Genomic DNA, 21249 nt, shown 5'->3' on the forward strand with positions numbered 1-21249 from the left:
CGATGCGCGCGCTGGTGGTGGAGGATGATCCGACGGTCGCCGCCGAGCTGGTGCGTGCGCTGACCGCTGCCGGTTTCGCGGTCGATCATGCGGGCGACGGCGCCCAGGCCTGGTTCGATGGCGATGTCGAGGATTATGACGTGGCCGTCGTTGATCTCGGCCTGCCGCGGCTCGACGGATTGTCGGTCATCCGCCGCTGGCGCGATGCCGGCCGGTCCTTCCCCGTGCTGATCCTGTCGGCCCGAGGGGAATGGACCGACAAGGTGACCGGCATCGAGGCAGGCGCGGACGACTATCTCTCTAAGCCTTGGGAAATGGGCGAGCTGATCGCCCGCGTTCGCGCACTGGTGCGGCGGGCGGCAGGCCGCGCCTCGTCGACGCTGCGCGTCGGCGCGGTGACGATCGACACGCACCGGATGACGGCGACGCTGAACGGAGCGCCGATGCGCCTGTCGCCGCTGGAGTTCAGGCTGCTCGACTATCTCGCGCACAACCCGGGGCGCGCCGTCTCCGCGGGCGAGCTTGCTGAGCATCTGTACGGGGCAGCCGAGAGCAGCGATGCGAACGCGATCGAGGCGCTGGTCGCGAGGTTGCGGCGCAAGCTGGGCGGCGAGGTGATCGAGACCCGCCGCGGCTTCGGCTATCTATTGCCGTCGCTGGCCGCGTGAAGGGCGGCTCGCTTCGCCTTCGCCTGCTGTTTGGCGGAGCGGCGGCGATCGCGGTCGCGCTGGCGCTCGCTTGGTTCGGCATGACCTTGCTGTTCGACCGGCACATCGAGCGCCGTGTGGCGGAGGAGCTTCGTGCGCAGGCGGTGCCGCTGCTTGCGGGCCTCGCCACGAGTAATGGTGCGCCCGTGGTTGGGGAGGAACCCGCCGACCCGCGCTTTTCGGTGCCGGCGAGCGGCCTTTACTGGCAGGTCGGTTCGGCGCGGTCCCGCTCCTTGTGGGATTCCAGACTTCCACCTGCGGACAATCCGCGTGCCGACAACTGGTCTTCGCGAACGGCGGCGGGACCGTTCGGGCAGCAGCTTTTGCTGGTGGAGCGCCGCGTGCAGCTCGATCCCGGACAGAAGCCGCTGGTGATCCAGCTCGGCTATGATCTGGCCCGCCTGGCGCCGGCGCGCCGCGAGTTCGGGCGCGAAATGGGCCTGTTCGTGCTGCTGCTGTGGGTCGTCCTGTCGGTTGCCGCATGGATACAGGTCGCCTTGGGACTAAAGCCCCTGTCGAGCGTGAGGGAGGAACTGGGTCGGCTCCGGCGCGATCCGTCGGCGCGCCTGAACGGCGCCTATCCCAGCGAGTTGCGGCCGTTGATCGGCGCGATCGACGACCTTGCGGATGCGCGTGAAGCCGATCTGGCGCGTGCGCGACGGCGCGCCGCCGATCTTGCGCATGGCCTGAAGACGCCGCTGGCGGCGCTTTCGGCGCAGAGCGCGAAGGCGCGACGGGCCGGCGCGAACGAGGCTGCCGACGGATTGGACGCCGCCATTGCCGCCGTGCGCGCGGCCGTGGACGGCGAGCTGGCGCGCACCCGCATCGGCCTCTTGCAAAGCGAAGGGCAGGCCACACCCGCCGCTCGGCTCGTCGATCGGCTGGTCGACGTGATCGAGCATACCCAAGCCGGTGAGCGGATCGCGTTCACGACCGAGGTCGACGACGGAGCGGTCCTGCCGCTCGCCGGAGACGACGCTGCCGAATTGCTGGGACCTTTGCTCGAAAATGCGGCGCGCCATGCCCGGCGGCGCGTGCTTGTGCGGGGGGAGGCGCGGCCGGACGCGCTGGTCATCAGCGTCGCGGACGATGGGCCGGGTCTGGACGCGGCGCACCGGAGCGACGCGGTGCTGCGGGGCGCGCGACTAGATTCGTCCAGCGACGGCTATGGATTGGGCCTCGCCATCGCGCGCGAACTGGCCGAGGCGACGCAGGGGACGATGGAACTCAGGCCCGGCCCACTTGGCGGGCTGGAAGTGCGCCTTTCCTGGCTACGCTAGATCAGCGAAGCTGTCCGCGGATTGTCACATTCGGTCGCTAGCGCGGCCGACATGAAACACGGGTGCCGCTTTACGTTGCAAGGTAAATTCTATTCCTGTTGCAATATGGAATATTTGTTCGTAGTCTTCCGCCCGTTAAGAGACTCGGGGCAGGCGAGCCTGTAACCGGATGGAGGGGAGGATTTTTATGAACAGGGCTGGGACGGGTCGCCTCAATCCTTTGGCGGCGCGGCTGGTGGGCGCAAGCGTGGGGGCGCTGGCGATGTCTCTGGCGATGCCGGCGGCGGCGCAGACCGCCGCAGCCGACGCCGCAGCCGCTGCTGCGCCGGCCGATGCGGCGCAGGCTGCCGAAGCCGGGGAAGCCGACCCGAGCACGATCGTCGTGACCGGCCAGCGCGCCTCCGACCGCGCGTCGCTGCTGAAGAAGCGCGATTCCGATGTCACCAGCGAGGTCGTGTCGGCGAACGACGTCGGCAAGCTCCCCGACCAGAACGTCGCCGAGGCCGTGCGCCGGCTGAGCGGCGTCTCGGTCGCGACCGACAAGGGCGAAGGCCGCTACCTGCTGATCCGCGGCATCGAGCCGGATCTCGCCAACGTCACGATCAACAACCAGACCGCCTCGGCGCCTGAGCCCGAGAGCCGCAACGTCAAGCTCGACGATATTCCTTCCGGGCTGATCGGCTCGGTGACCGTCATCAAGACGCTGACGCCCGACCTCGACGCGAATGCGATCGCCGGTCAGGTCGACATCGAGACCGTGTCCGCGTTCGATAAGAACCGCCTGTTCGGCAGCGCGCGCGTCGTCGGCGGCTTCTATGAAGACACCGACCGGCGCGCGAAGGAAGGCGACGCCTCGATCGGCGGCGTGTTCGGTCCGGACGATCAGTTCGGTCTGGTGATCGCGGGCAATTACTCGCGCCGGCCGTCCTATTCCGAAGACGTGCTCTCGACCGCGCGGCAAATCGTCAACGGGATCGACCTGCCCGAAGAGCTCGACCAGCGCATCTACGATCCCGCCTTCCGCACCCGAAAGGGCGCGGTCGCCAACTTCGACTGGCGCCCGTCGAGCGACGTGAAGGTCTATGCCCGTTTCCTCTATTCGCAGTTCGCCGACCGCGAGTTCCGCCAGCGCTTCCGGCTGTTCTTCCCGGACGATGGGGACGATTATTCGTCGCTGACCGCGGACGGCGGCACGATCGCCTCGACCACGGCGCGCCGCCTGCTTCGCCGTCGCGCGGAGATCACCGGCACCAAAACCTATTCGCTGGGCGGGGAATTCCGGCTCGGCGACGGCGAGCTGACGATCGAAGGCACGCACGCCGATTCGAACAAGCGGGACCCGATCCGCGACGAGCTCGAATATCGCGCGGCGGCATCGACAGGCGTCGGTGCGACCTTCCAGCTCGGTAATGGCCTGCTCGACAGCTTCACCGCCAATGCGGCGGCGCTGAACCCGGCCAATTACCGGCTGCGCAGCTACAAGCAGGTATCCCGCCGCGCCGGCGAGGAACTGAACCAGCTGCGCGTCGACTACAAGCTGGACGTCGATGCGCTCGGGGTCGGCAGCTTCCTGAAGGTCGGCGCCAAGTATCTGAAGCGCAACCGCTTCCAGGACCAGACCGGGCGAACGCTGTCGGCCGTGTCCGGAACCGCCGGTCGCCACACCGTCGCGGATGACCAGATGTCGATCGTGCCCACGATCTTCGACGGGCGATACACGTTCGGGCCGTTGATCAACTTCGGCACGGCGCAGGGCTTCGTCTTCGCCAACGCAAACGACCCGGCCTTCTTCACCGTCGACCCGACCGACCAGATTTCGCAATCCACGTCGGAAGATTACCGAGTGAAGGAGAAAGTCACCGCCGGCTATGTGATGGCGAACATCAAGACCGGCGACCTGACGATCATCCCCGGCGTCCGCGTCGAGAAGACCGAGGGGGACACTGCCGCGATCATCTTTGCCGAGGGCGTCACCACGCTCGACAGCACCTTCGACTCCTTCGGGCACTACGAATATACCGACTGGTTCCCGGGCCTGAACCTCAAATACGAGTTCAGCCGCAATCTTCAGGCGCGCGCCGCGATCACCACCGCGATCGGTCGACCGCCCTTTGTCGACCTGGCGCCGACGGTCGGCGTCGACGAAGGCTCCAACGAAGTGACGCTCGGCAATCCCAACCTCAAGCCGCAAAAGTCGCTGAACCTGGACGCGGGCCTGGAATATTATTTCCCGAGCGAAGGCGGGATTTCGGTCGCCGTGTTCTACAAGCGGATCAAGAACCCAATCTTCGAGACGACACGCACGGAAAGCGGCGTGTTCGGCGGCATCCCGCTGACCGACGCGAGAATCTTCTCGTTCGGCAACGGCGACAAGGCGACGCTGAAAGGCATCGAGTTCGCGTTTCAGAAGCCGCTGACGTTCCTGCCGTCTCCGCTCGACGGGTTCGGGGTCAACGCCAACCTGACCTTGACGGACGGCAATCTGAAGGTTCCGGGCCGCACCATCGACACGCCGCTGGTCGGCCAGGCAAAGCGGATCGCAAGCGCCCAGCTCTATTACGAGAAGTACGGGATTTCCGGCCGCGTGGCCGTTTCGTACCGTTCGGCCTATCTCGACACAGACGGCGGCTTGAACGTGGGGGACCCAAGCGGGCTATCGGATGGCTATTTCGGCAAGATCACGACCGTCGATGCGCGGCTCGGGTATCGCCCCGTCAAGTATCTTGAGGTCTTCGTCGAAGGCACCAACCTCACCGACGCGAAGGATTATTATTACTTCGCGACGCCCAATCGCTTCCGCGAGGCGGAGAAATATGGCCGCTCGATGCGGGTGGGCGTGACCTTCACCTACTGAGCCGATTGCCCCCGCAGGGAGGAGCCGGCCCGCAAGGTCCGGCTCCTTTCCATTTAGACCTTGACCAGGCAGTCGCCCGCGGCGGAGGCCGCCGCCGCTTCGGCGAGCGCCAGCGCGCGGACGCCGTCGGCATAGCCGACCAGCGGCGCGCACTTGTCATCCAGGATATCGGCGAAATGCTCGGCTTCACGGGCGTAAGCGGTCGCGTAACGGTCGAGGAAGAAGTTCTGGAACCGGTCGGCGGCAGCGCCCTCTTCGCCCCAGGTCTCGACAGTGGTCTCAAGCTGGTTCTGCGCGCGGATCATTCCTTTCGATCCGAATGCCTCGATCCGCTGGTCGTAACCATAGCCGCTGCGGCGACTGTTGGAGATGACGCAAAGCCGGCCGGATCCTGTGCGCAGGATCGTCTTGGCCGTATCCGCGTCGCCGGCTGCGCCGATGGCCGGGTCGACCAGCACGGACGTGCTGGCGAACACCTCGGTCGGCTCCTCTCCGAGCAGCCAGCGCGCCATGTCGAAATCGTGGATCACCATGTCTTTGAAGATGCCGCCCGAGACCTTGATGTAGTCGACCGGCGGTGGCGCCGGATCGTGGCTGATAATGTGCAGTGTCTCCAGCGTGCCGACGGCGCCCCCCGCCAGCCGCGCCTGCAGCGCCGCGAAATTCGGGTCGAAGCGGCGGTTGAACGCCAGGAACAGCGGCGCGCCCAAGGCTTCCAGCCGATCGGCCGCCGCCCGGGCGCGGGCCAGGTCCTGGTCAAGCGGCTTTTCGCAGAAAACCGCCTTGCCCGCTTCCGCGGCGGCCAGGCTGAAATCGAGGTGCGTGTCGGTCGAGCTCGCCACCACGACGCCTCGGACCGACGGGTCGGCAAGCGCCTGGTCCAGGCTCGCCACGGTTGCGCCGAACTGGCGAGCCAGCGCAGCCGCGGCGTCCGCCACCGGGTCAACCACATAGGCGAGCTTCAGCCGCGGGTCGGCGGCGATGTTGGCGGCGTGGATGCGGCCGATCCGGCCGGCGCCGATCAAGGCAATGGCGTGCATATTCCTCCCTTCAAGCCACATTCCAAATATCATGCATCTGAAATTGACGTTCCTTGTAGCGCGACGATTTGCCTCGCGCGATAGTTGCGTTCCATTTTTTGAACAGATATTCCTTCGCGCAGCCGATGGGGAGGAGTGCCGGATGTCCGAGGATTTGAGCGCTCCGGCAACGGCCGAGCAATTGCGCGCGGAGATCGTCCGGCGCTACGAATCGCTCAGCAAGCGGCTCCAGCAGATCGGCCGCTACATCCTCGACGAGCCGAACGACATCGCGCTGGAGACGCTGGCGGTGATCGCGTCGCGTTGCGGGGTGCAGCCGTCCGCGATCGTGCGCTTCGCGAAAAGCTTCGGCTTTGAAGGCGCCAGCCAGATGCAGCGCCTGTTCCGCGACGGGCTGCTCAGCAACAATGCCGCGCTCGGCTATTCGGAACGCGTGCGCCAGCTGAGCGAGGCGACCAATGCCGGCAATGCCGAGCCGGCCGACCTGCTTGCCGAGTTCGTCGAAGGCAACACGCTCGCGCTCCAGAACCTGCTGCAGACCGTCAGCGGTGCGGACATGCGGGCCGCGGTCGACGCCATTCTGAAGGCCGAGATCGTGCACGTGGTCGGGTTCCGCCGGTCCTTTCCGGTTGCGTCTTATCTCACCTATTCGCTGCTCCAGGCCGGCAAGCGGACGACGTTCATCGACGGGGTCGCCGGCCTTGCGATGCAGCAGGTCCAGACGATGACCGCCGACGACGTGCTGATCGCGATCAGCTTCCATCCCTATTCGGAGGAAACGGTCGCGGTCGTTGAAGCGGCGCAGGGGCGGGGCGCCAAAGTCCTGGCGATCAGCGACAGTCTGGTCAGCCCGGTCGCCAAGCCGGCCCAGTGCGTGCTGCAGGTGCGTGAATCGGAAGTGCGCAAATTCCGCTCGCTGGCGGCATCGATGGCGCTGGCCCAGGCCCTTGCGATCAACTTCGCGTTCGAGGTCAATCGCAAGCCTTCCAAACGGCGATCGGGCAAGACTGCTTGAGTGTTGGAACGCCTTCCAGCGGCCGCACCTGTGAAACATATATTGCAAACTATCATATAGTGGAATAGATGTTACAGACCACAAGGGGCGGTCTGACGAGTATATGGCGCAAAGCAGCAGCGGAACCGACGGAGAGCGCCGGCTCGACCTGATCGCGATGGGGCGCGCGGGGGTCGATCTTTACGGCGAGCAGGTCGGCGGGCGGCTGGAGGATATGGGCAGCTTCGCCAAATATATCGGCGGCAGCCCGACCAACACCGCGGTCGGGGCTTCCCGCCTGGGGCTTGACGTCGGGCTGCTGACGCGAGTGGGCGGCGATCATTTCGGCCGCTTCATCCGCGAGGAACTGGAACGCGAGGGCGTGGACACGGCCGGCGTGCGCACCGACCCGGACCGGCTGACCGCGCTCGCGATCCTGGGCATTCGCGACCCCGACAGCTTCCCCCTCGTCTTCTACCGCGAGAATTGCGCAGACATGGCGCTGTGTGTCGACGATATCGATCCGGCATTGATCGCCCGGACAGGCGCGCTGCTGGTCAGCGGGACGCATCTGTCCCGCCCCGGCGTTTTCCAGGCGAGCATGAAAGCGGCCGAGCTGATGAAGCGCCAGGGCGGCCGTGTGGTGTTCGACATCGACTATCGGCCGGTGCTCTGGGGTCTGGCCGCGAAGGAAAATGGCGAAGACCGGTTCGTCGCCAGCGCGGCAGTGACGGAGTCGCTGCAGCGCATCCTGCCGCTTTGCGACCTGGTCGTCGGCACCGAAGAAGAAATTCATATCCTGGGCGGCCTGAGCGACACGGTTTCGGCCCTCCGCGCCATCCGCGAGCGCACCGCCGCACTGTTGGTATGCAAGCGCGGCGCGAACGGGTGCGTCGCAATTCCTGGCGCGGTTCCCGATGACCTCGACGATGCCGTCGTCGAGCGCGGATTTCCCGTCGAAGTGTTCAACGTGCTGGGCGCGGGCGACGCCTTCATGGCCGGGTTCCTGCGCGGCTGGCTTCGTGATGAGCCGCTGGAGCAATGCTGCGCGTTCGCCAATGCCTGTGGCGCGATCGTCGTTTCGCGGCATGGCTGCGCGCCGGCGATGGCGTCGTGGGAGGAGCTGCAGCTTTTCCTCGATCGCCAGGACTGGCCGCACCGGCTGCGCGAGAGCGTCGAGCTGGAGCATGTCCACTGGGCGACCAATCGTCACCGCGATTACCCGGAGCTGACGGTGCTGGCGGTCGACCACCGCAGCCAGTTCGACGACCTGCTCGCCGAGCTCGGAGCCGGCACGCCGGAGCAGGTGGCGCATTTCAAGCGCCTGGCGCTCGATGCGGTCCACCAGGTGGCCGCGGGCGACCCGCGTTTCGGCGTCCTGCTCGACGGCCGCTTCGGCGCCCGCGCGTTGGAGGCCGCGGCGGATCTTCCCTATTGGATCGGGCGGCCGATCGAAGTGCCGGGATCGCGGCCGATCCGCTTCGAAGGCGCCCCGGACGTGGAGACCAGCTTGCGCGAATGGCCGCTGAACCATGTCGTCAAATGCCTGGTCTTCTACCATCCGGACGACGATCAGGAGATGAAGGCGCGGCAGGACCGCCAATTGCTGCGACTGTTCGATGCCTGCCGTGCGACGCGGCACGAATTCCTGCTGGAGATCATCGCGTCGAAACACGGGCCGGTCGACAGCACGACCGTCGCGCGCGTGATCGATCACATCTATTCGCTCGGCATCTATCCGGACTGGTGGAAGCTGGAGCCGGCCGACGACGCGCCGACCTGGGACGCCGTGCAGGCCGCGATCCTGCGCTACGATCCGCTGTGTCGCGGGATCGTGCTGCTGGGACTCTCCGCGCCGCGCGAGGAATTGCTGGCGGCGATATCGGCAGCCGCGCCGTTCGGGCTCGTCCGGGGCTTCGCGGTCGGGCGGACGATCTTCCATGAGGTCGCCGCAGGGTGGCTGACGGGCGTGATCGACGATGCCGGCGCGGTCGCGGCGCTGGCCGAGAATCTGCGCGTGCTTTCCGATGCCTGGCGGACGGCGCGCGATGCGCGGCAGGCGGCATGATATGAGCAGCGTACGCCTCACCATGGCCCAGGCGCTGACGCGCTGGTTGGCGGCGCAGTCCGTTGAGATCGACGGCGTCGTGCTGCCCTATTTCGCCGGCGTCTGGGCGATCTTCGGTCATGGCAATGTCGCGGGCGTGGGCGAAGCGCTGGCCGGCATGAGCGATGCGCTGCCGACATATCGCGCCCATAACGAACAAGGCATGGCGCATGCGGCGATCGCTTTCGCCAAGGCGAGCCGGAGGCGGCGGGCCATGGCCTGCACGACCTCGATTGGGCCCGGCGCCACCAATATGGTGACGGCCGCTGCGCTGGCGCATGTGAACCGGCTTCCGGTGCTGTTCCTGCCCGGCGACGTCTATGCCAGCCGCCGGCCGGACCCGGTGCTGCAACAGGTCGAGGACTTCGCCGACGCGACCGTTTCCGCAAACGACTGCTTCCGCCCCGTCTCCCGGCTGTTCGACCGGATCGCCCGGCCCGAACAGATCATCGATGCGCTGCCCCGCGCGATGGCGGTACTGACCGACCCGGCGCTGTGCGGTCCGGTCACGCTCTGCCTGTGCCAGGACGTGCAGGCGGAGGCGTTTGATTTCCCGGAAAGATTTTTCGCGCCCAAGGTCTGGCGCCAGCGGCGCATCCGCCCGGACGAGGCCGAGCTGGGCGCGCTCATTGCCGCCCTTCGCCGGTCAAGCGCGCCGCTGATCGTGGCGGGCGGCGGGGTGCTCTATTCCGAGGCCGAGCAGATGTTGGCCGACTTTGCCGCCGGCACTGGCGTTCCCGTCGCGGAAACGCAGGCGGGGAAGGGGGCACTCGCCTGGGATCATCCCCAGGCGCTCGGCAGCATCGGGGTGACCGGCACCAGCGCGGCCAATCGCGCTGCGGAAGCCGCCGACCTGGTGATCGGAATCGGCACGCGGCTGCAGGACTTCACGACCGGGTCGCGCACCCTGTTCGCGGGCAAGCGGCTGTTCCAGGTCAATGTTGCGACCCATGACCTCGCCAAGCAGGATGCCGAGCCGGTGCAGGGCGATGCGCGCGCGACGCTCGCCGCGCTGGGCGAGGCGCTGGGCGACTGGGGCGCGCCGGCCGAATGGGCCGAGGCTAACCGATCGGCAGTTGTAGAGTGGAACCGCGCCTGGGATGCGGCGACGCGGGCGGGCGACGCGCTGCCGTCCGATGCGCAAGTGATCGGCGCTGTGTGGCGGCAGGCGCGCGAGGACGCGGTCGTGGTCTGCGCGGCCGGCGGGTTGCCGGGCGAACTGCACAAGCTTTGGCGCACGCGCCGGCCGGGCGGCTATCATGTCGAATATGGCTATTCGTGCATGGGTTATGAAATCGCGGGCGGTCTGGGCGTGAAGATGGCCGATCCTGCGCGCGACGTGTGCGTGATGGTCGGCGACGGCAGCTATCTGATGCTGAACTCGGAGCTCGCCACCTCGGTGATGCTCGGCGTCAAGATCACTGTCGTATTGCTCGACAATCGCGGCTTCGGCTGCATTAACCGGCTGCAGCAGGGGACGGGCGGTCGGCCGTTCAACAATCTGCTCGCCGACACCCGGCATGACGCGCTCCCCGATATCGACTTTGCTGCCCACGCGAGGAGCCTCGGCGCCCAAGCCGAGAAGGTGCAGGGCATCGCGGAGCTGGAGGCGGCGCTCGCGCGCGCGGGGGCGTCCGACAAGAGCTATGTGATCGTCATAGACACCGATCCGGCGATCACCACCGAGGCGGGCGGGCATTGGTGGGACGTGGCGGTGCCGGAAGTCTCGCCGCGCGCCGAGGTCCGGGCCGCACGCCGCGACTATGAGGCCAGGATTTCGGGAGACAGGAAATGACGATCCGCTGGGGCGTGAGCCCGATCGCCTGGTGCAATGACGACATGCGTGAGCTGGGCGGCGACACGACGCTCGACGAGCTGCTGACGGACGTGAAGGAGATCGGCTTCGCAGGCGTCGAGCTCGGCCACAAATTCCCGCGCGATCCCGGCACGTTGGGGCCGATCATGGCGCGGCATGGGCTGGAGGTCATCGGCGGCTGGTGTTCGTCCAACCTGCTCGCGCGCGATGCCGATGCCGAAATCGCCGCCCTCGCGAAGCATCTGGCGCTGCTGGAGGCGATGGGTTCGACCGTGTTCATCCTCGCCGAGACGAGCAATGCCGTGCACGGCGACCGCCGCAGCCGGCTCGACACGCACCCGGTGCTGACATCCGGCGAATGGAAGCAGTTCGGCGAGCGTTTGAACACGGTCGCGCGCTACATCACCGATCGCGGCCTGCGGTTCGCCTATCATCATCACCTGGGCACCGTCGTCGAGACGGGCGCCGAGCTTGAGCGCTTCTTCGACGCGACCGGCGATCATGTCGGCCTGGTGCTCGACACCGGCCATGCGCTCGGCGGTGGCTTCGAGCCGCTGGGCGTGATTGAGACCCGGCCCGAGCGTGTCGTGCATGTTCATTGCAAGGACATCCGCCGCCGCAAATTCGACCAGTTTCGGGCGGGCGGGACCAGCTTTCTCGATGGCGTCATCGGCGGCATGTTCACCGCGCCGGGGGATGGGGACTACGACTATGCGCCGTTCATGGCCGCCTTGGCCCACATCAATTATTCAGGCTGGATCGTGATCGAGGCGGAGCAGGACCCGGCCGTCGCCAACCCGCGCCAGTACAGCCAGCTCGGGCTCGACACGCTGAAGCGCCTCGCCCGGCAGGTGGAGCTCGCCTGATGTCGCTGCTGGTTCGCCCGCACGCGCCCGATCCCGACGGGACGGTTCTCGACATCACGCCCGAAAGCGCAGGCTGGAAATATGTCGGCTTCCGCGTCGTGAGGCTCGCGGCCGGCCAGCGCCACGAGCACCGCGAGGAGGGGCGGGAAACCTGCCTGGTCGTGCTGACCGGGACGGTCTCGATCGAGTCCGGCGGCGAATCCCTTGCAGGTCTCGGCGGGCGCGAGACCGTGTTCGATGGCCCCGCGACCTCGGTCTACGTGCCGGCCGGCATAGGCTATGCGATCCGCGCCGAGAGCAACGCTGAAGTGGCCGTCTGCACAGCCCCGGGCAGCGGCTCGGGCAAGGTCCGGCTGATCCGGTCGAAGCAGGTCGAGACGCGCGGCAAGGGCACCAACACCCGCTATGTCCGCAACATCCTGTCCGACGCCGACGCGGCCGAAAGCCTGCTGGTGGTCGAGGTGATCACGCCCGGCGGACACTGGTCCAGCTACCCGCCGCACAAGCATGACCGCGATGCCTTTCCCGAGGAGACGTTCCTTGAGGAAACCTATTACCACCGTCTTTCGCCGCCGCAGGGTTTCGCCTTCCAGCGCGTCTATACCGACGAGCGAGACATCGACGAGACGATGGCGGTGGAGGACGGCGACGTGGTGATGGTGCCGCGCGGCTACCACCCGGTCGGCGCGCCGCATGGATATGACCTTTACTACCTGAACGTGATGGCGGGCCCCCGGCGCAATTGGGTGTTCCGCAACGACCCCGCGCATGACTGGATCGTGCGCCAATAAGGAAGAGCGTGTGAGACAGATCGACCACTTCATCGCCGGCGGTGCCGCCGGCGGCGCCTCCGTGCGCGCCGGCGACGTGTTCAATCCCAGCACCGGCGAGGTGCAGGCCAGGGTGGCCTTGGGAACCAGCATCGAGCTCGACCGGGCCGTGGCTGCCGCTCAGGCCGCGCAACCGGGTTGGGCCGCGACCAATCCGCAGCGCCGGGCGCGCGTGATGTTCCGCTTCAAGGAACTGGTCGAGCGCGAGATGGACTCGCTGGCGCATCTGCTCGCTTCAGAACATGGCAAGGTGATCGCGGACGCGCGCGGCGACGTGCAGCGCGGGCTCGACGTGATCGAATTCGCGGCCGGCATCCCGCACGCGCAGAAGGGCGAATACACACAGGGTGCCGGGCCGGGGATCGACGTCTATTCGATGCGCCAGCCGATCGGCATCGGCGCGGGCATCACCCCGTTCAACTTTCCGGCGATGATCCCGATGTGGATGTTCGGCCCGGCCATCGCGGTCGGCAATGCCTTCATCCTGAAGCCCTCCGAGCGCGATCCGAGCGTACCGGTGCGCCTTGCCGAGCTGATGCTGGAGGCGGGCCTGCCGGAAGGCATTCTTCAGGTCGTTCACGGCGACAAGGAAATGGTCGACGCGATCCTCGACCATCCCGCGATCTCGGCCGTCAGCTTCGTCGGCAGCTCGGATATCGCGCAATATGTTTATGCGCGCGGCGTCGCGGCCGGAAAGCGCGTGCAGGCGATGGGCGGGGCCAAGAACCATGGCATCGTGATGCCGGATGCCGACCTTGACCAGGTCGTGAAGGATCTGTGCGGCGCCGCCTTCGGCTCGGCGGGCGAACGCTGCATGGCGCTGCCGGTGGCCGTGCCGGTCGGTGAAAAAACGGCCAACGAGCTGCGCGAGGCATTGATCCCGGCGATTGCGGCCCTGAAAGTCGGCGTCTCGAATGATGCCGACGCACATTACGGCCCTGTCGTGACCGCAGCGCATAAGGCGCGGATCGAGGGCTGGATCCAGACGGGGATCGACGAGGGCGCTGAGCTGGTCGTGGATGGGCGCGGCTTCACCATGCAAGGCCACGAAAACGGCTTCTTCGTCGGGCCGACCCTGCTCGACCGGGTAACGCCAGCCATGCGCTGCTATCAGGAAGAGATTTTCGGGCCCGTCCTCCAGATCATCCGCGCACCGGACTTCGAGACGGCGCTGCGGCTGCCGAGCGACCACCAATATGGCAACGGCGTCGCGATCTTCACCCGCAACGGCCACGCCGCGCGGGAGTTCGCGCAGCGCGTCAATGTCGGCATGGTCGGCATCAACGTGCCGATCCCGGTGCCGGTCGCCTATCACAGCTTCGGCGGCTGGAAGCGCTCCGGCTTCGGCGATCACAACCAGCACGGCATGGAAGGCGTGCGCTTCTGGACCAAGGTCAAGACCGTCACCCAGCGCTGGCCCGATGGCTCGGTCACAGGCGAGAACGCGTTCGTGATCCCGACCATGGTCTGACCGAAACATATCTTCCACAGATGCGAAATTTGGAATAGATCGACTCGGGAAGGCGCGGCGCACGATCGCGCCCCCGAGCGGGGAGAATTCCATGCTGAGGGCGCTTGCGACGGGGCCGGACCTGCCGGTCAGGTCCGACATCGACATAGACGGCACGTTCCGCCGCTATCGGATGCGGATCATCCTCGCGATAACGCTGGCGTATGCGGTCAGCTATACCTGCCGGCTCGCGATCAACGTGGTCAAGAAGCCGCTGATCGACGGCGGCATTTTCACGCCGCTGGAGCTCGGCATGATCGGCTCGGCGCTGTTCTACACCTATGCGGCGGGCAAGCTGATCAACGGCTTCGTCGCGGACCACAGCAATGTGAAGCGCCTCTTCGCGATCGGGCTGGTCGCTTCCGCCGCCTGCAACATCGCAATGGGTTTCTCGACCCTGTTCTGGGTCACGGTGCTGCTCTGGGGCCTGAACGGGTGGTTCCAGAGTTATGGCGCGCCGGCGTGTGTCGTGGCGCTGGCAAGCTGGTTCTCGAATAGGGAACGCGGCCGCTATTACGGCATCTGGTCCACCGCCCATTCGCTGGGTGAGGGGCTTACTTTTGCCGTCGTGACGTCGCTGGTCGCGGTCGGCGGCTGGCACTGGGGCTTCTGGGGACCGGGCATCGCCACGGTGATTGCCGCCGTGGCCGCCTATTTCGCGATGGCCGACCGGCCGCGTGCGCTGGGCCTGCCGAGCGTTGCCGACTGGCACAACGATCACTACGCCCCGCCCGCTGCGGGTACGCCCGAACGCGGCGTTTTCGCAACGCAGCTTTCGATCCTCAAGATCCCGGCGGTCTGGATCCTCGCGCTGGCGAGCGCTGCCAATTATGTGACGCGCTACGCGATCAATAGCTGGGGCATCCTCTACCTCCAGGAAGCGCGCGGCTATTCGCTGGCCGAGGCGGGAGGCATGCTGACGGCCAGCACGATCGCCGGCGTCGTGGGTGCGGTCGCGTTCGGCTTCGTTTCAGACAAATTCTTCGGCGCCCGCCGCCCGCCCGTGAACCTGCTGTTCGGGGTGGTCGAGCTGATCGGGCTGCTGATCTTCTTCTACGGACCCGGCGATCCCGGCACGATGCTGCTGGGCGTCGTTCTGTTCGGGCTGGGCATGACCGGACTGGTGACATCGCTCGGCGGCCTGTTCGCGATCGACATCTGCCCGAAACGCGTCGCCGGTGCCGCGCTCGGGCTGGTCGGCGTGTTCAGCTATCTGGGTGCCGCGGTGCAGGAGCAGGTCTCCGGCGCGCTGATCAACAGCCATATGCGCGTGTTCGGCAGCGACCGCGTCTATGACTTCGATCCGGCGATCTGGTTCTGGATCGGCTGCTCGGTGGCGGCGACATTGCTCGCCACCACGCTCTGGAACACGCGGCTGCGTGATTGAGGGGTTTGTTGATGAACCGTCGCCATTTCCTTTGGGGCGCGGGCGCGCTCGCCACGCTTGCGGGGCTGCCGCGCCGCGCACTCGCCGCCGCGCTCGGCTATCCGCGTCTGCTGGAAGGACCGATGATCGGCGCCTCCACGCCGGACGGCTTCACGGTATGGAGCCGGGCGAGCGGCACCTTTGACGTCGCGGTTGAATATGCGATCGACCGTGCGCTCTCCGATGCGAAAACGACGCCCGCGGTGAAGGCGCGCGCCGATGAAGACCTGGTTACCCGCATCGACGTGAGCGGCCTGGAGCCGGACACCTCCTATTATTACCGCATCAAGATGGACGGCATCGCCGACCGTCACCAGCCACTGCCGTTCCGCACGCGCACCGCACCGGCGGCGCCGCGGCCGATCCGGATCGCCTTCGGCTCGTGCGCGCGCGTGCAGCTCGACCCGCATCAGCCCGTCTTCGACGCAATCGCAGCCATGGAGCCGGACCTGTTCCTGTGGCTGGGCGACAACATCTACGCCGACAGCGACGCCGAAGCGGCGTTCACCGACATCTATGCGCGCCAGCGCAGCGTCCCCAGCCTGCAGCCGCTGCTGCGCTCGGTGCCGCAGCTCGCGATCTGGGACGATCACGATTTCGGCTATAACGATTCTGACGGCGACAATCCGGTCAAGGACATGACGCTGCGCCTCTTCCGGCGCTGGTGGGCGAACCCGGCGGCAGGACAGCCCGATACGCCCGGCGTGTTCTTCCGCCACAGCTTCGGCCCGGTCGATGTCTTCATGCTCGACGGCCGCTATCACCGCGACAAACCCTCGGCCCCGGATGGGCCGGCGAAGACGATGCTGGGCGCCGCGCAAAAGGCCTGGCTGAAACGCGAGCTGAAGGCATCGAAGGCGGTCTTCAAGATTCTCGCGTCCGGCACCGGCTGGTCAAGCGCCGAACGCGGCGGCGACAGCTGGGCCATGTACCTGCACGAGCGCGACGAGCTGCTCGACTTCATCCGCGACAATCGCATTACCGGCTGTCTCGGGATTTCCGGCGACGTGCACATGGGCGAAGCGAATTGCGTGCCATGGTCGGAAAAGGGTGGATACGATTTCTACGATCTGGTGAGTTCCGGCCTGGCGCAGCTGCTCAGCCCCAAATTCGTGGACCAGATGCCGGAGGTCCGTCTTCGCGCGCCTTGGGTCGGCAGCGCCAATTTCGGCATTCTGGACTTCCGCTTCGATCCCGAGCCGGTGGTGGAAATGAGCGTCCGCAACGTGATCGGCGCGCCGGTCTGGGACACTGTCAGCGTCAAGGCAGCCGACTTGGTCAATGGCCGCCAGAGCTGGAAGACCGCGATCGATACCAAGGAGACGGAACGCCGTATTCGAGCGGAGCGGGGCGGCAGCTACTATGGAGCGGAGAAGTAGCGATGCGTTTCGAGATGGTGGCAATCGAACCCGAAGAGTTCGAAGCGATGAAGGCCCGGCTTCCGAAAGCGACGGCTGAAGGCTTGTTCGATGCATACCGGATCAGCCAGAACACCTGGTACAAGCTGCGGGACGGCGTGCCGGTGAAGCGCAAGACGCTGGAACAACTGCGCGTCCGTTATCGCGAGATCGCCGGCGGGTGAGCAAGTCGCCGCTTCGCCTCGCCTTGGTCGGTAGCGGCTTCATGGGGCGAGCCCATGCGATGGCGTTTGCCACGGCAGCCCGCGCCTTCGATCTCCCGGTGACCCCGGCGCTCGAGCTGATCGCCGACCGGACCGAGGCATCGGCGGCGGAAGCGGCTGAAATCTTGGGGTTCCGCCGCTCGACGGCGAATTGGCGGACGATCATGGCCGATCCGTCGATCGACTTGGTCGCGATCGCCGCGCCCAATCGCCTGCACGCGCCGATTGCCGAGGCGGCGCTGGCGGCCGGCAAGCCCGTCTATTGCGAGAAGCCGCTTGCTACGACGCTTGCGGAAGCGGAGGCGATGACGGCCGCGGCTGGCGCCTCCGGCCTGCCGACCGCGGTGGGTTACACTTACCTCTACAATCCGATGATCGCCTTGGCCCGCGACCTGATCCAGTCGGGCGAGATCGGCGAGGTGACGGCATTCCGCGGCATCCACGCCGAAGATTTCATGGCCTCTCCCGACGCGCCGTTCGGCTGGCGATGCGAGCCGGACCAGGCCGGCGGCGCGCTTGCCGATATCGGCAGCCACATCATCGCCATGGCCCTGCATCTTGTCGGGGAGGTATCGGAGGTTTCCGGCACGCTTCAGACGGCGCACCCGGTCCGCCGCGACGCCGCCGGAGCGGAGCGTCGCGTAACGGTTGACGACCAGATGGATGCGCTGGTCCGTTTCGCCGGCGGCGCGACGGGTGCGCTTGCGGCAAGCTGGATTGCGACTGGCCGCAAGAACCAGCTTGCGTTCGAAGTGACAGGCACGCGCGGCTCGATCCACTTCACGCAGGAACGGTTCAACGAGCTGAAGCTCTGCCGCGCCGGCGGCGGTTTCACGACGATCCTGGCCGGCCCGGAGCATGGCGCCTATGGTGCTTTCTGCCCCGCGCCTGGTCATCAACTCGGCTACAACGACCTGAAGACGATCGAGGTAAGGGCGGTGCTGCAAGCCGTGCTCGGCCTGCCGAACGCGGCGCTGGACTTTGCCAAAGCGCTTAGGGTCGAACGCGTCGCCGATGCAATCCGCCGCTCGCATCGCGAGCGGGCGTGGATCGCTCTCTAGGCGCCGAGTTCCGCGAGCAATTCGCGCTGGATCGCGGGCGTGCACGCGAGCACGGTTCCGCCCATCAGGTCGAGCGGCTCGCCACGGGTGCCGGTGACGAGCCCGCCGGCTTCGCGGACGATCACTGCGCCGGCTGCCATGTCCCAGGCGCTGACGCTCTGTTCCCAATAGGCGTCGTAGCGGCCGCACGCGACCCAGGCCATGTCGATCGCGCCCGCGCCGAGCCGCCGGAGGCCAGTGACACGGTTAGTCAGCCGCGCCATTTCGGCCAGGAATACCTCGTGTTTCGGCTTGGTCGCGAACGGGATACCGACGCCTAGCACTGCCTCGGCCAGCGCCTGCCGTGTAGAGATGCGGATGGGCGCGTCGTTCAGCCAGGCGCCGCTTCCCGTTTCCGCCCAGAAGGTTTCGTCGAGGTGCGGGACATGCGTCACGCCCGCGATCACGTCTCCAGCCCGCGCCAGCGCGACATTGACCGCGAAGAGCGGCGAGCCGGTCAGGAAGTTTGCGGTGCCGTCCAGTGGATCGACGATCCAGACATGGTCGGCATCCGCCCCCGCTTCGAGACCCCCTTCTTCGCCAAGAAAGCCATAATCCGGGCGGAACGTCATCAGCGCGTCACGCACAGTGGCTTCGGCGCGCAGGTCAGCCTCGCTGAACATGTCGGCCGGGCCCAGCTTGCTCTGCACGTTGAGCGAGAGAATGCGCGTCTGGTCGGCGACAAGCCCCGCGCCGGCAACGCGCGCCGCGTCGATCATGGCCGCGATCAAGGGAGAGGTGTTCATGTGTTTATGAACATTTGTTCCGCTATATAGTCAATATAGAATATCTGTTGCAAAAATGGATGACGCCTAATAGCTTCCGGCTTTTACAGGCGGGGAGAGAAAATGAACCGGGTTCCGCACCTGCTTTCGACGGCGGCATTATTCTTGGGCAGCGCGCCGGCAGTATCCCAGGCACCGGCTTCGGTCCCGCTCGTTCCCGCCCGTGCAGAGACCGCGGCAAGCCTCGGCTCCGGCGCGGACGGCGCGGCGGTGCTGGCCGATCCCGGCGATCCGTCGAAAGGCCTGATCCTCGCCGGCGCCGAATCCGGCGGCATCGAGGTCTTCGACCTGCAGGGCCGGCGTATCGCCAAGCACAAGGCGGGAAATGTCCGCGCCCTGGACCTTCGGCCTGGCGCGGTGCCCGGCGGCGGGGCCCTACTTGCGGTGCTCGACGGCGCCGCGAATGCGCCCAGACTGTTTTCCGCTACGCCCGGCGCGGCGCTGACGTCGCTGGACCTGACCGGCCTTCGCGCCGGCATGACGGTTGCCGGCCTTTGCCTTGGCCGCAGCGCCCGCGACGGCGCACTTTATCTGTTCTTGACCGGCGATGCCGGGGAGGTCGAACAATGGTCGCTTGCCCCTGGGTCCGCGGCAGTGAATGCTCGCCTCGCCCGCCGCTTCGCCTTGGGCTCGGAGGCCGGCTATTGCGCGGCGGACGATCGCGGCTCCGTCTATATCTCGCAGGAAGCAGTCGGCGTGTGGCGGTTCGCGCTTGAGCCGGAAGCGGAGATCAAGCCCGAGATCGTGGACATCGTCCGGCTTGGCCACATCACCGAGGAAGCCAAAGGGGTCGCAATCGCGCCGGACGGACGGCTTCTCGTGTCCGACGCGTCGGACAACCGGCTCAGCATCTACGATCCCGAAGGCGACTACGCCTATCTGGCTTCGGTCGGGTTCGCCTCGGCAGGCGGGATCGACGGGGTCGAGGATCCGGGCAGCGTCACGGTTAGCGGCGATCTGGTCCTCGTTGCGGACGACGACAATTCGCCAGACGCCCCGAACTTCAAATTGTTCTCTTGGCAGGCGATCCTCTCGGCGGCAGGCCTGCCAGCGAGGCCCGCGCCGGCCGCGCCGCCACGGCCCGCGCTGGCGCTGCCCACGGTCGAGACGCAGCCGGTCGAAACGGGCGGCGACGCGGCGGATGATCCCGCGATCTGGATCGATCCGGCCGATCCTTCGCGCAGCGTCATCATCGGCACGCAGAAACAGTCCGGCCTGTACGTGTACGATCTGTCGGGCAAGGTGCTGCAGTTCCTGCCCGACGGGCGCATGAACAATGTCGACCTGCGCGACGGCTTCCGGCTGAGCGGCAAGCCGGTGACGCTGGTGACGGCGAGCGACCGCACGCACAAGAGCGTCGCGATCTATGCGCTGGACCCCGCGACACGGCGGCTGACCAACGTCGCCGACGGCGTGCAGCCGACCGGTTTCGACGACCCTTATGGCCTCTGCATGTACCGCAGCGCGCGGAGCGGAAAGAGCTATGTTTTCGTGAACCAGACCGACGGCAAGATGCGGCAATGGGAGCTGGTTGCGACGCCGGCGGGCAAGGTGCGGATCAAGCTGGTGCGCGACCTGCCTTTCGCATCGCAGGTCGAAGGCTGCGTCGCCGATGACGAAACCGGCACGCTTTATGTCGGGGAAGAGGATGTCGGCATCTGGCGGCAAGGCGCGGAGCCGCGCGGGGGCGAGGCGCGCAGGATGATGGCGGCGATCAAGGACAATCCGGCGCTGAAGGCCGACATGGAAGGCATGGGCCTCTACAAGCTGGACGGCGGGCGCGGCTATCTGGTCGTCTCCAGCCAGGGCAATGACAGCTACGCGGTCTTTCGGCGCGAGGGGACGAACGACTATGTCGGCTCGTTCGTCGTCGGTGCGAACGCCGCAGCCGGCATCGACGGCATCTCCGAAACAGACGGGCTCGAGGTCACCAGCATGGCTGCGGGCCCGGCCTTTCCTCAGGGTTTGATGGTGGCGCAGGACGGCCGCAACATTTCACCCCCTGAGCACCAGAACTTCAAGCTCGTGCCTTGGGCAGCAATCGCATCTGCGCTGAAGCTTGAACCGCCGCGATAGACAACTGTTCATGAGCGAGAGAGTGCAAGAGGTGGATAACGACCCACGCGTCGCCGAAATTCGCTGCCGCGCTATTGAGGTGCTTGGGAGCGAGGAGGCAGCCGATGCCTGGATCGAGAAGCAGTCGGCGACCCTTGGAGCAAGCCCACGGGAGGTATTGGCGACGGGAGCAGGGCGCAATCGGGTGCTGCTTCACCTCAACGGCATCTCGCGCCATCGAGTTGCCTGACGACTGGC

Annotated in this window: 17 protein-coding genes; 15 read left to right on the plus strand and 2 right to left on the minus strand. The window is 66.7% G+C overall.

The window, feature by feature from the left end; all coding sequences use genetic code 11:
- Nucleotides 1-2: 2 nt before the first annotated feature.
- The 3 genes from GON01_RS16290 (at nt 3) to GON01_RS16300 (ending at nt 4841) form a co-directional block, all read left to right on the plus strand.
- Nucleotides 3-668 carry a response regulator transcription factor gene (locus tag GON01_RS16290; RefSeq protein WP_157028433.1) on the plus strand — a complete coding sequence of 222 codons (666 nt, stop codon included), beginning with the start codon at nt 3-5 and terminating at the stop codon, nt 666-668.
- The gene (locus GON01_RS17375; protein WP_181600298.1) at nt 665-1987 is read left to right on the plus strand and encodes a sensor histidine kinase; all 1323 of its coding nucleotides are present in this window, start codon (nt 665-667) and stop codon (nt 1985-1987) included. Before GON01_RS16290 ends, GON01_RS17375 begins: the two co-directional genes overlap by 4 nt.
- 187 nt (nt 1988-2174) lie before the next feature.
- On the plus strand, nt 2175-4841 hold the full coding sequence (locus tag GON01_RS16300) for a TonB-dependent receptor (RefSeq protein WP_157028434.1): 2667 nt from the start codon (nt 2175-2177) through the stop codon (nt 4839-4841).
- 53 nt (nt 4842-4894) lie between these two features.
- On the opposite strand, the gene iolG is transcribed toward GON01_RS16300, so the two are convergent.
- Complete coding sequence (iolG, locus tag GON01_RS16305) at nt 4895-5881, minus strand: inositol 2-dehydrogenase (RefSeq protein ID WP_157028435.1); 987 nt, start codon at nt 5879-5881, stop codon at nt 4895-4897.
- 142 nt (nt 5882-6023) lie between these two features.
- Between iolG and GON01_RS16310 the strand changes: the two genes are divergently transcribed.
- The 10 genes from GON01_RS16310 (at nt 6024) to GON01_RS16355 (ending at nt 18112) form a co-directional block, all read left to right on the plus strand.
- Nucleotides 6024-6896: a MurR/RpiR family transcriptional regulator gene (locus tag GON01_RS16310; RefSeq protein ID WP_157028436.1), complete on the plus strand. Its 873-nt coding sequence runs from the start codon at nt 6024-6026 to the stop codon at nt 6894-6896.
- Between the two features lie 103 nt (nt 6897-6999).
- Nucleotides 7000-8943, plus strand: coding sequence for a bifunctional 5-dehydro-2-deoxygluconokinase/5-dehydro-2-deoxyphosphogluconate aldolase (locus tag GON01_RS16315; protein ID WP_157028437.1), 1944 nt, complete (start codon nt 7000-7002; stop codon nt 8941-8943).
- 1 nt (nt 8944) lies between these two features.
- The gene (gene iolD, locus GON01_RS16320; RefSeq protein ID WP_157028438.1) at nt 8945-10777 is read left to right on the plus strand and encodes a 3D-(3,5/4)-trihydroxycyclohexane-1,2-dione acylhydrolase (decyclizing); all 1833 of its coding nucleotides are present in this window, start codon (nt 8945-8947) and stop codon (nt 10775-10777) included.
- Nucleotides 10774-11664 carry a myo-inosose-2 dehydratase gene (gene iolE / locus GON01_RS16325; RefSeq protein ID WP_157028439.1) on the plus strand — a complete coding sequence of 297 codons (891 nt, stop codon included), beginning with the start codon at nt 10774-10776 and terminating at the stop codon, nt 11662-11664. The genes iolD and iolE overlap by 4 nt, the downstream gene beginning before the upstream one ends.
- A complete protein-coding gene (gene iolB, locus GON01_RS16330; RefSeq protein WP_198159880.1) occupies nt 11664-12455 on the plus strand; it encodes a 5-deoxy-glucuronate isomerase in 792 nt (263 codons plus the stop codon). The genes iolE and iolB overlap by 1 nt, the downstream gene beginning before the upstream one ends.
- A gap of 10 nt (nt 12456-12465) precedes the next feature.
- Nucleotides 12466-13965 (plus strand): CoA-acylating methylmalonate-semialdehyde dehydrogenase, encoded by a 1500-nt coding sequence (locus GON01_RS16335; protein WP_181600299.1) that lies wholly within the window; start codon nt 12466-12468, stop codon nt 13963-13965.
- Between the two features lie 91 nt (nt 13966-14056).
- Nucleotides 14057-15391, plus strand: a complete 1335-nt coding sequence (locus tag GON01_RS16340) for an MFS transporter (RefSeq protein ID WP_157028441.1) — start codon at nt 14057-14059, stop codon at nt 15389-15391.
- 11 nt (nt 15392-15402) lie between these two features.
- The gene (locus tag GON01_RS16345; RefSeq protein WP_157028442.1) at nt 15403-16809 is read left to right on the plus strand and encodes an alkaline phosphatase D family protein; all 1407 of its coding nucleotides are present in this window, start codon (nt 15403-15405) and stop codon (nt 16807-16809) included.
- 2 nt (nt 16810-16811) lie between these two features.
- Nucleotides 16812-17012, plus strand: coding sequence for a hypothetical protein (locus GON01_RS16350; protein ID WP_157028443.1), 201 nt, complete (start codon nt 16812-16814; stop codon nt 17010-17012).
- Nucleotides 17009-18112: a Gfo/Idh/MocA family protein gene (locus tag GON01_RS16355; RefSeq protein ID WP_198159881.1), complete on the plus strand. Its 1104-nt coding sequence runs from the start codon at nt 17009-17011 to the stop codon at nt 18110-18112. Before GON01_RS16350 ends, GON01_RS16355 begins: the two co-directional genes overlap by 4 nt.
- On the opposite strand, the gene GON01_RS16360 is transcribed toward GON01_RS16355, so the two are convergent.
- Nucleotides 18109-18897: an inositol monophosphatase family protein gene (locus tag GON01_RS16360; protein WP_157028444.1), complete on the minus strand. Its 789-nt coding sequence runs from the start codon at nt 18895-18897 to the stop codon at nt 18109-18111. The genes GON01_RS16355 and GON01_RS16360 overlap by 4 nt on opposite strands.
- Before the next feature lie 102 nt (nt 18898-18999).
- Between GON01_RS16360 and GON01_RS16365 the strand changes: the two genes are divergently transcribed.
- Nucleotides 19000-21012: a phytase gene (locus GON01_RS16365; protein WP_157028445.1), complete on the plus strand. Its 2013-nt coding sequence runs from the start codon at nt 19000-19002 to the stop codon at nt 21010-21012.
- Between the two features lie 10 nt (nt 21013-21022).
- The gene (locus tag GON01_RS17475) at nt 21023-21241 is read left to right on the plus strand and encodes an antitoxin Xre/MbcA/ParS toxin-binding domain-containing protein (protein ID WP_198159882.1); all 219 of its coding nucleotides are present in this window, start codon (nt 21023-21025) and stop codon (nt 21239-21241) included.
- Nucleotides 21242-21249 lie beyond the last annotated feature (8 nt).

The sequence above is a fragment of the Sphingomonas horti genome (assembly GCF_009753715.1).
Taxonomy (GTDB): Bacteria; Pseudomonadota; Alphaproteobacteria; order Sphingomonadales; family Sphingomonadaceae; genus Sphingomonas_B; species Sphingomonas_B horti.

Coding starts and splice junctions, on each gene's coding strand:
- iolE (WP_157028439.1), top strand. CDS start 10,774: ATGACGATCCGCTGGGGCGTGAGCCCGATCGCCTGGTGCAATGACGAC.
- GON01_RS16350 (WP_157028443.1), top strand. CDS start 16,812: ATGCGTTTCGAGATGGTGGCAATCGAACCCGAAGAGTTCGAAGCGATG.
- iolB (WP_198159880.1), top strand. CDS start 11,664: ATGTCGCTGCTGGTTCGCCCGCACGCGCCCGATCCCGACGGGACGGTT.
- GON01_RS17475 (WP_198159882.1), top strand. CDS start 21,023: ATGAGCGAGAGAGTGCAAGAGGTGGATAACGACCCACGCGTCGCCGAA.
- GON01_RS16300 (WP_157028434.1), top strand. CDS start 2,175: ATGAACAGGGCTGGGACGGGTCGCCTCAATCCTTTGGCGGCGCGGCTG.
- iolD (WP_157028438.1), top strand. CDS start 8,945: ATGAGCAGCGTACGCCTCACCATGGCCCAGGCGCTGACGCGCTGGTTG.
- iolG (WP_157028435.1), bottom strand. CDS start 5,881: ATGCACGCCATTGCCTTGATCGGCGCCGGCCGGATCGGCCGCATCCAC.
- GON01_RS16345 (WP_157028442.1), top strand. CDS start 15,403: ATGAACCGTCGCCATTTCCTTTGGGGCGCGGGCGCGCTCGCCACGCTT.
- GON01_RS16360 (WP_157028444.1), bottom strand. CDS start 18,897: ATGAACACCTCTCCCTTGATCGCGGCCATGATCGACGCGGCGCGCGTT.
- GON01_RS16310 (WP_157028436.1), top strand. CDS start 6,024: ATGTCCGAGGATTTGAGCGCTCCGGCAACGGCCGAGCAATTGCGCGCG.
- GON01_RS16340 (WP_157028441.1), top strand. CDS start 14,057: ATGCTGAGGGCGCTTGCGACGGGGCCGGACCTGCCGGTCAGGTCCGAC.
- GON01_RS16365 (WP_157028445.1), top strand. CDS start 19,000: ATGAACCGGGTTCCGCACCTGCTTTCGACGGCGGCATTATTCTTGGGC.
- GON01_RS16290 (WP_157028433.1), top strand. CDS start 3: ATGCGCGCGCTGGTGGTGGAGGATGATCCGACGGTCGCCGCCGAGCTG.
- GON01_RS16315 (WP_157028437.1), top strand. CDS start 7,000: ATGGCGCAAAGCAGCAGCGGAACCGACGGAGAGCGCCGGCTCGACCTG.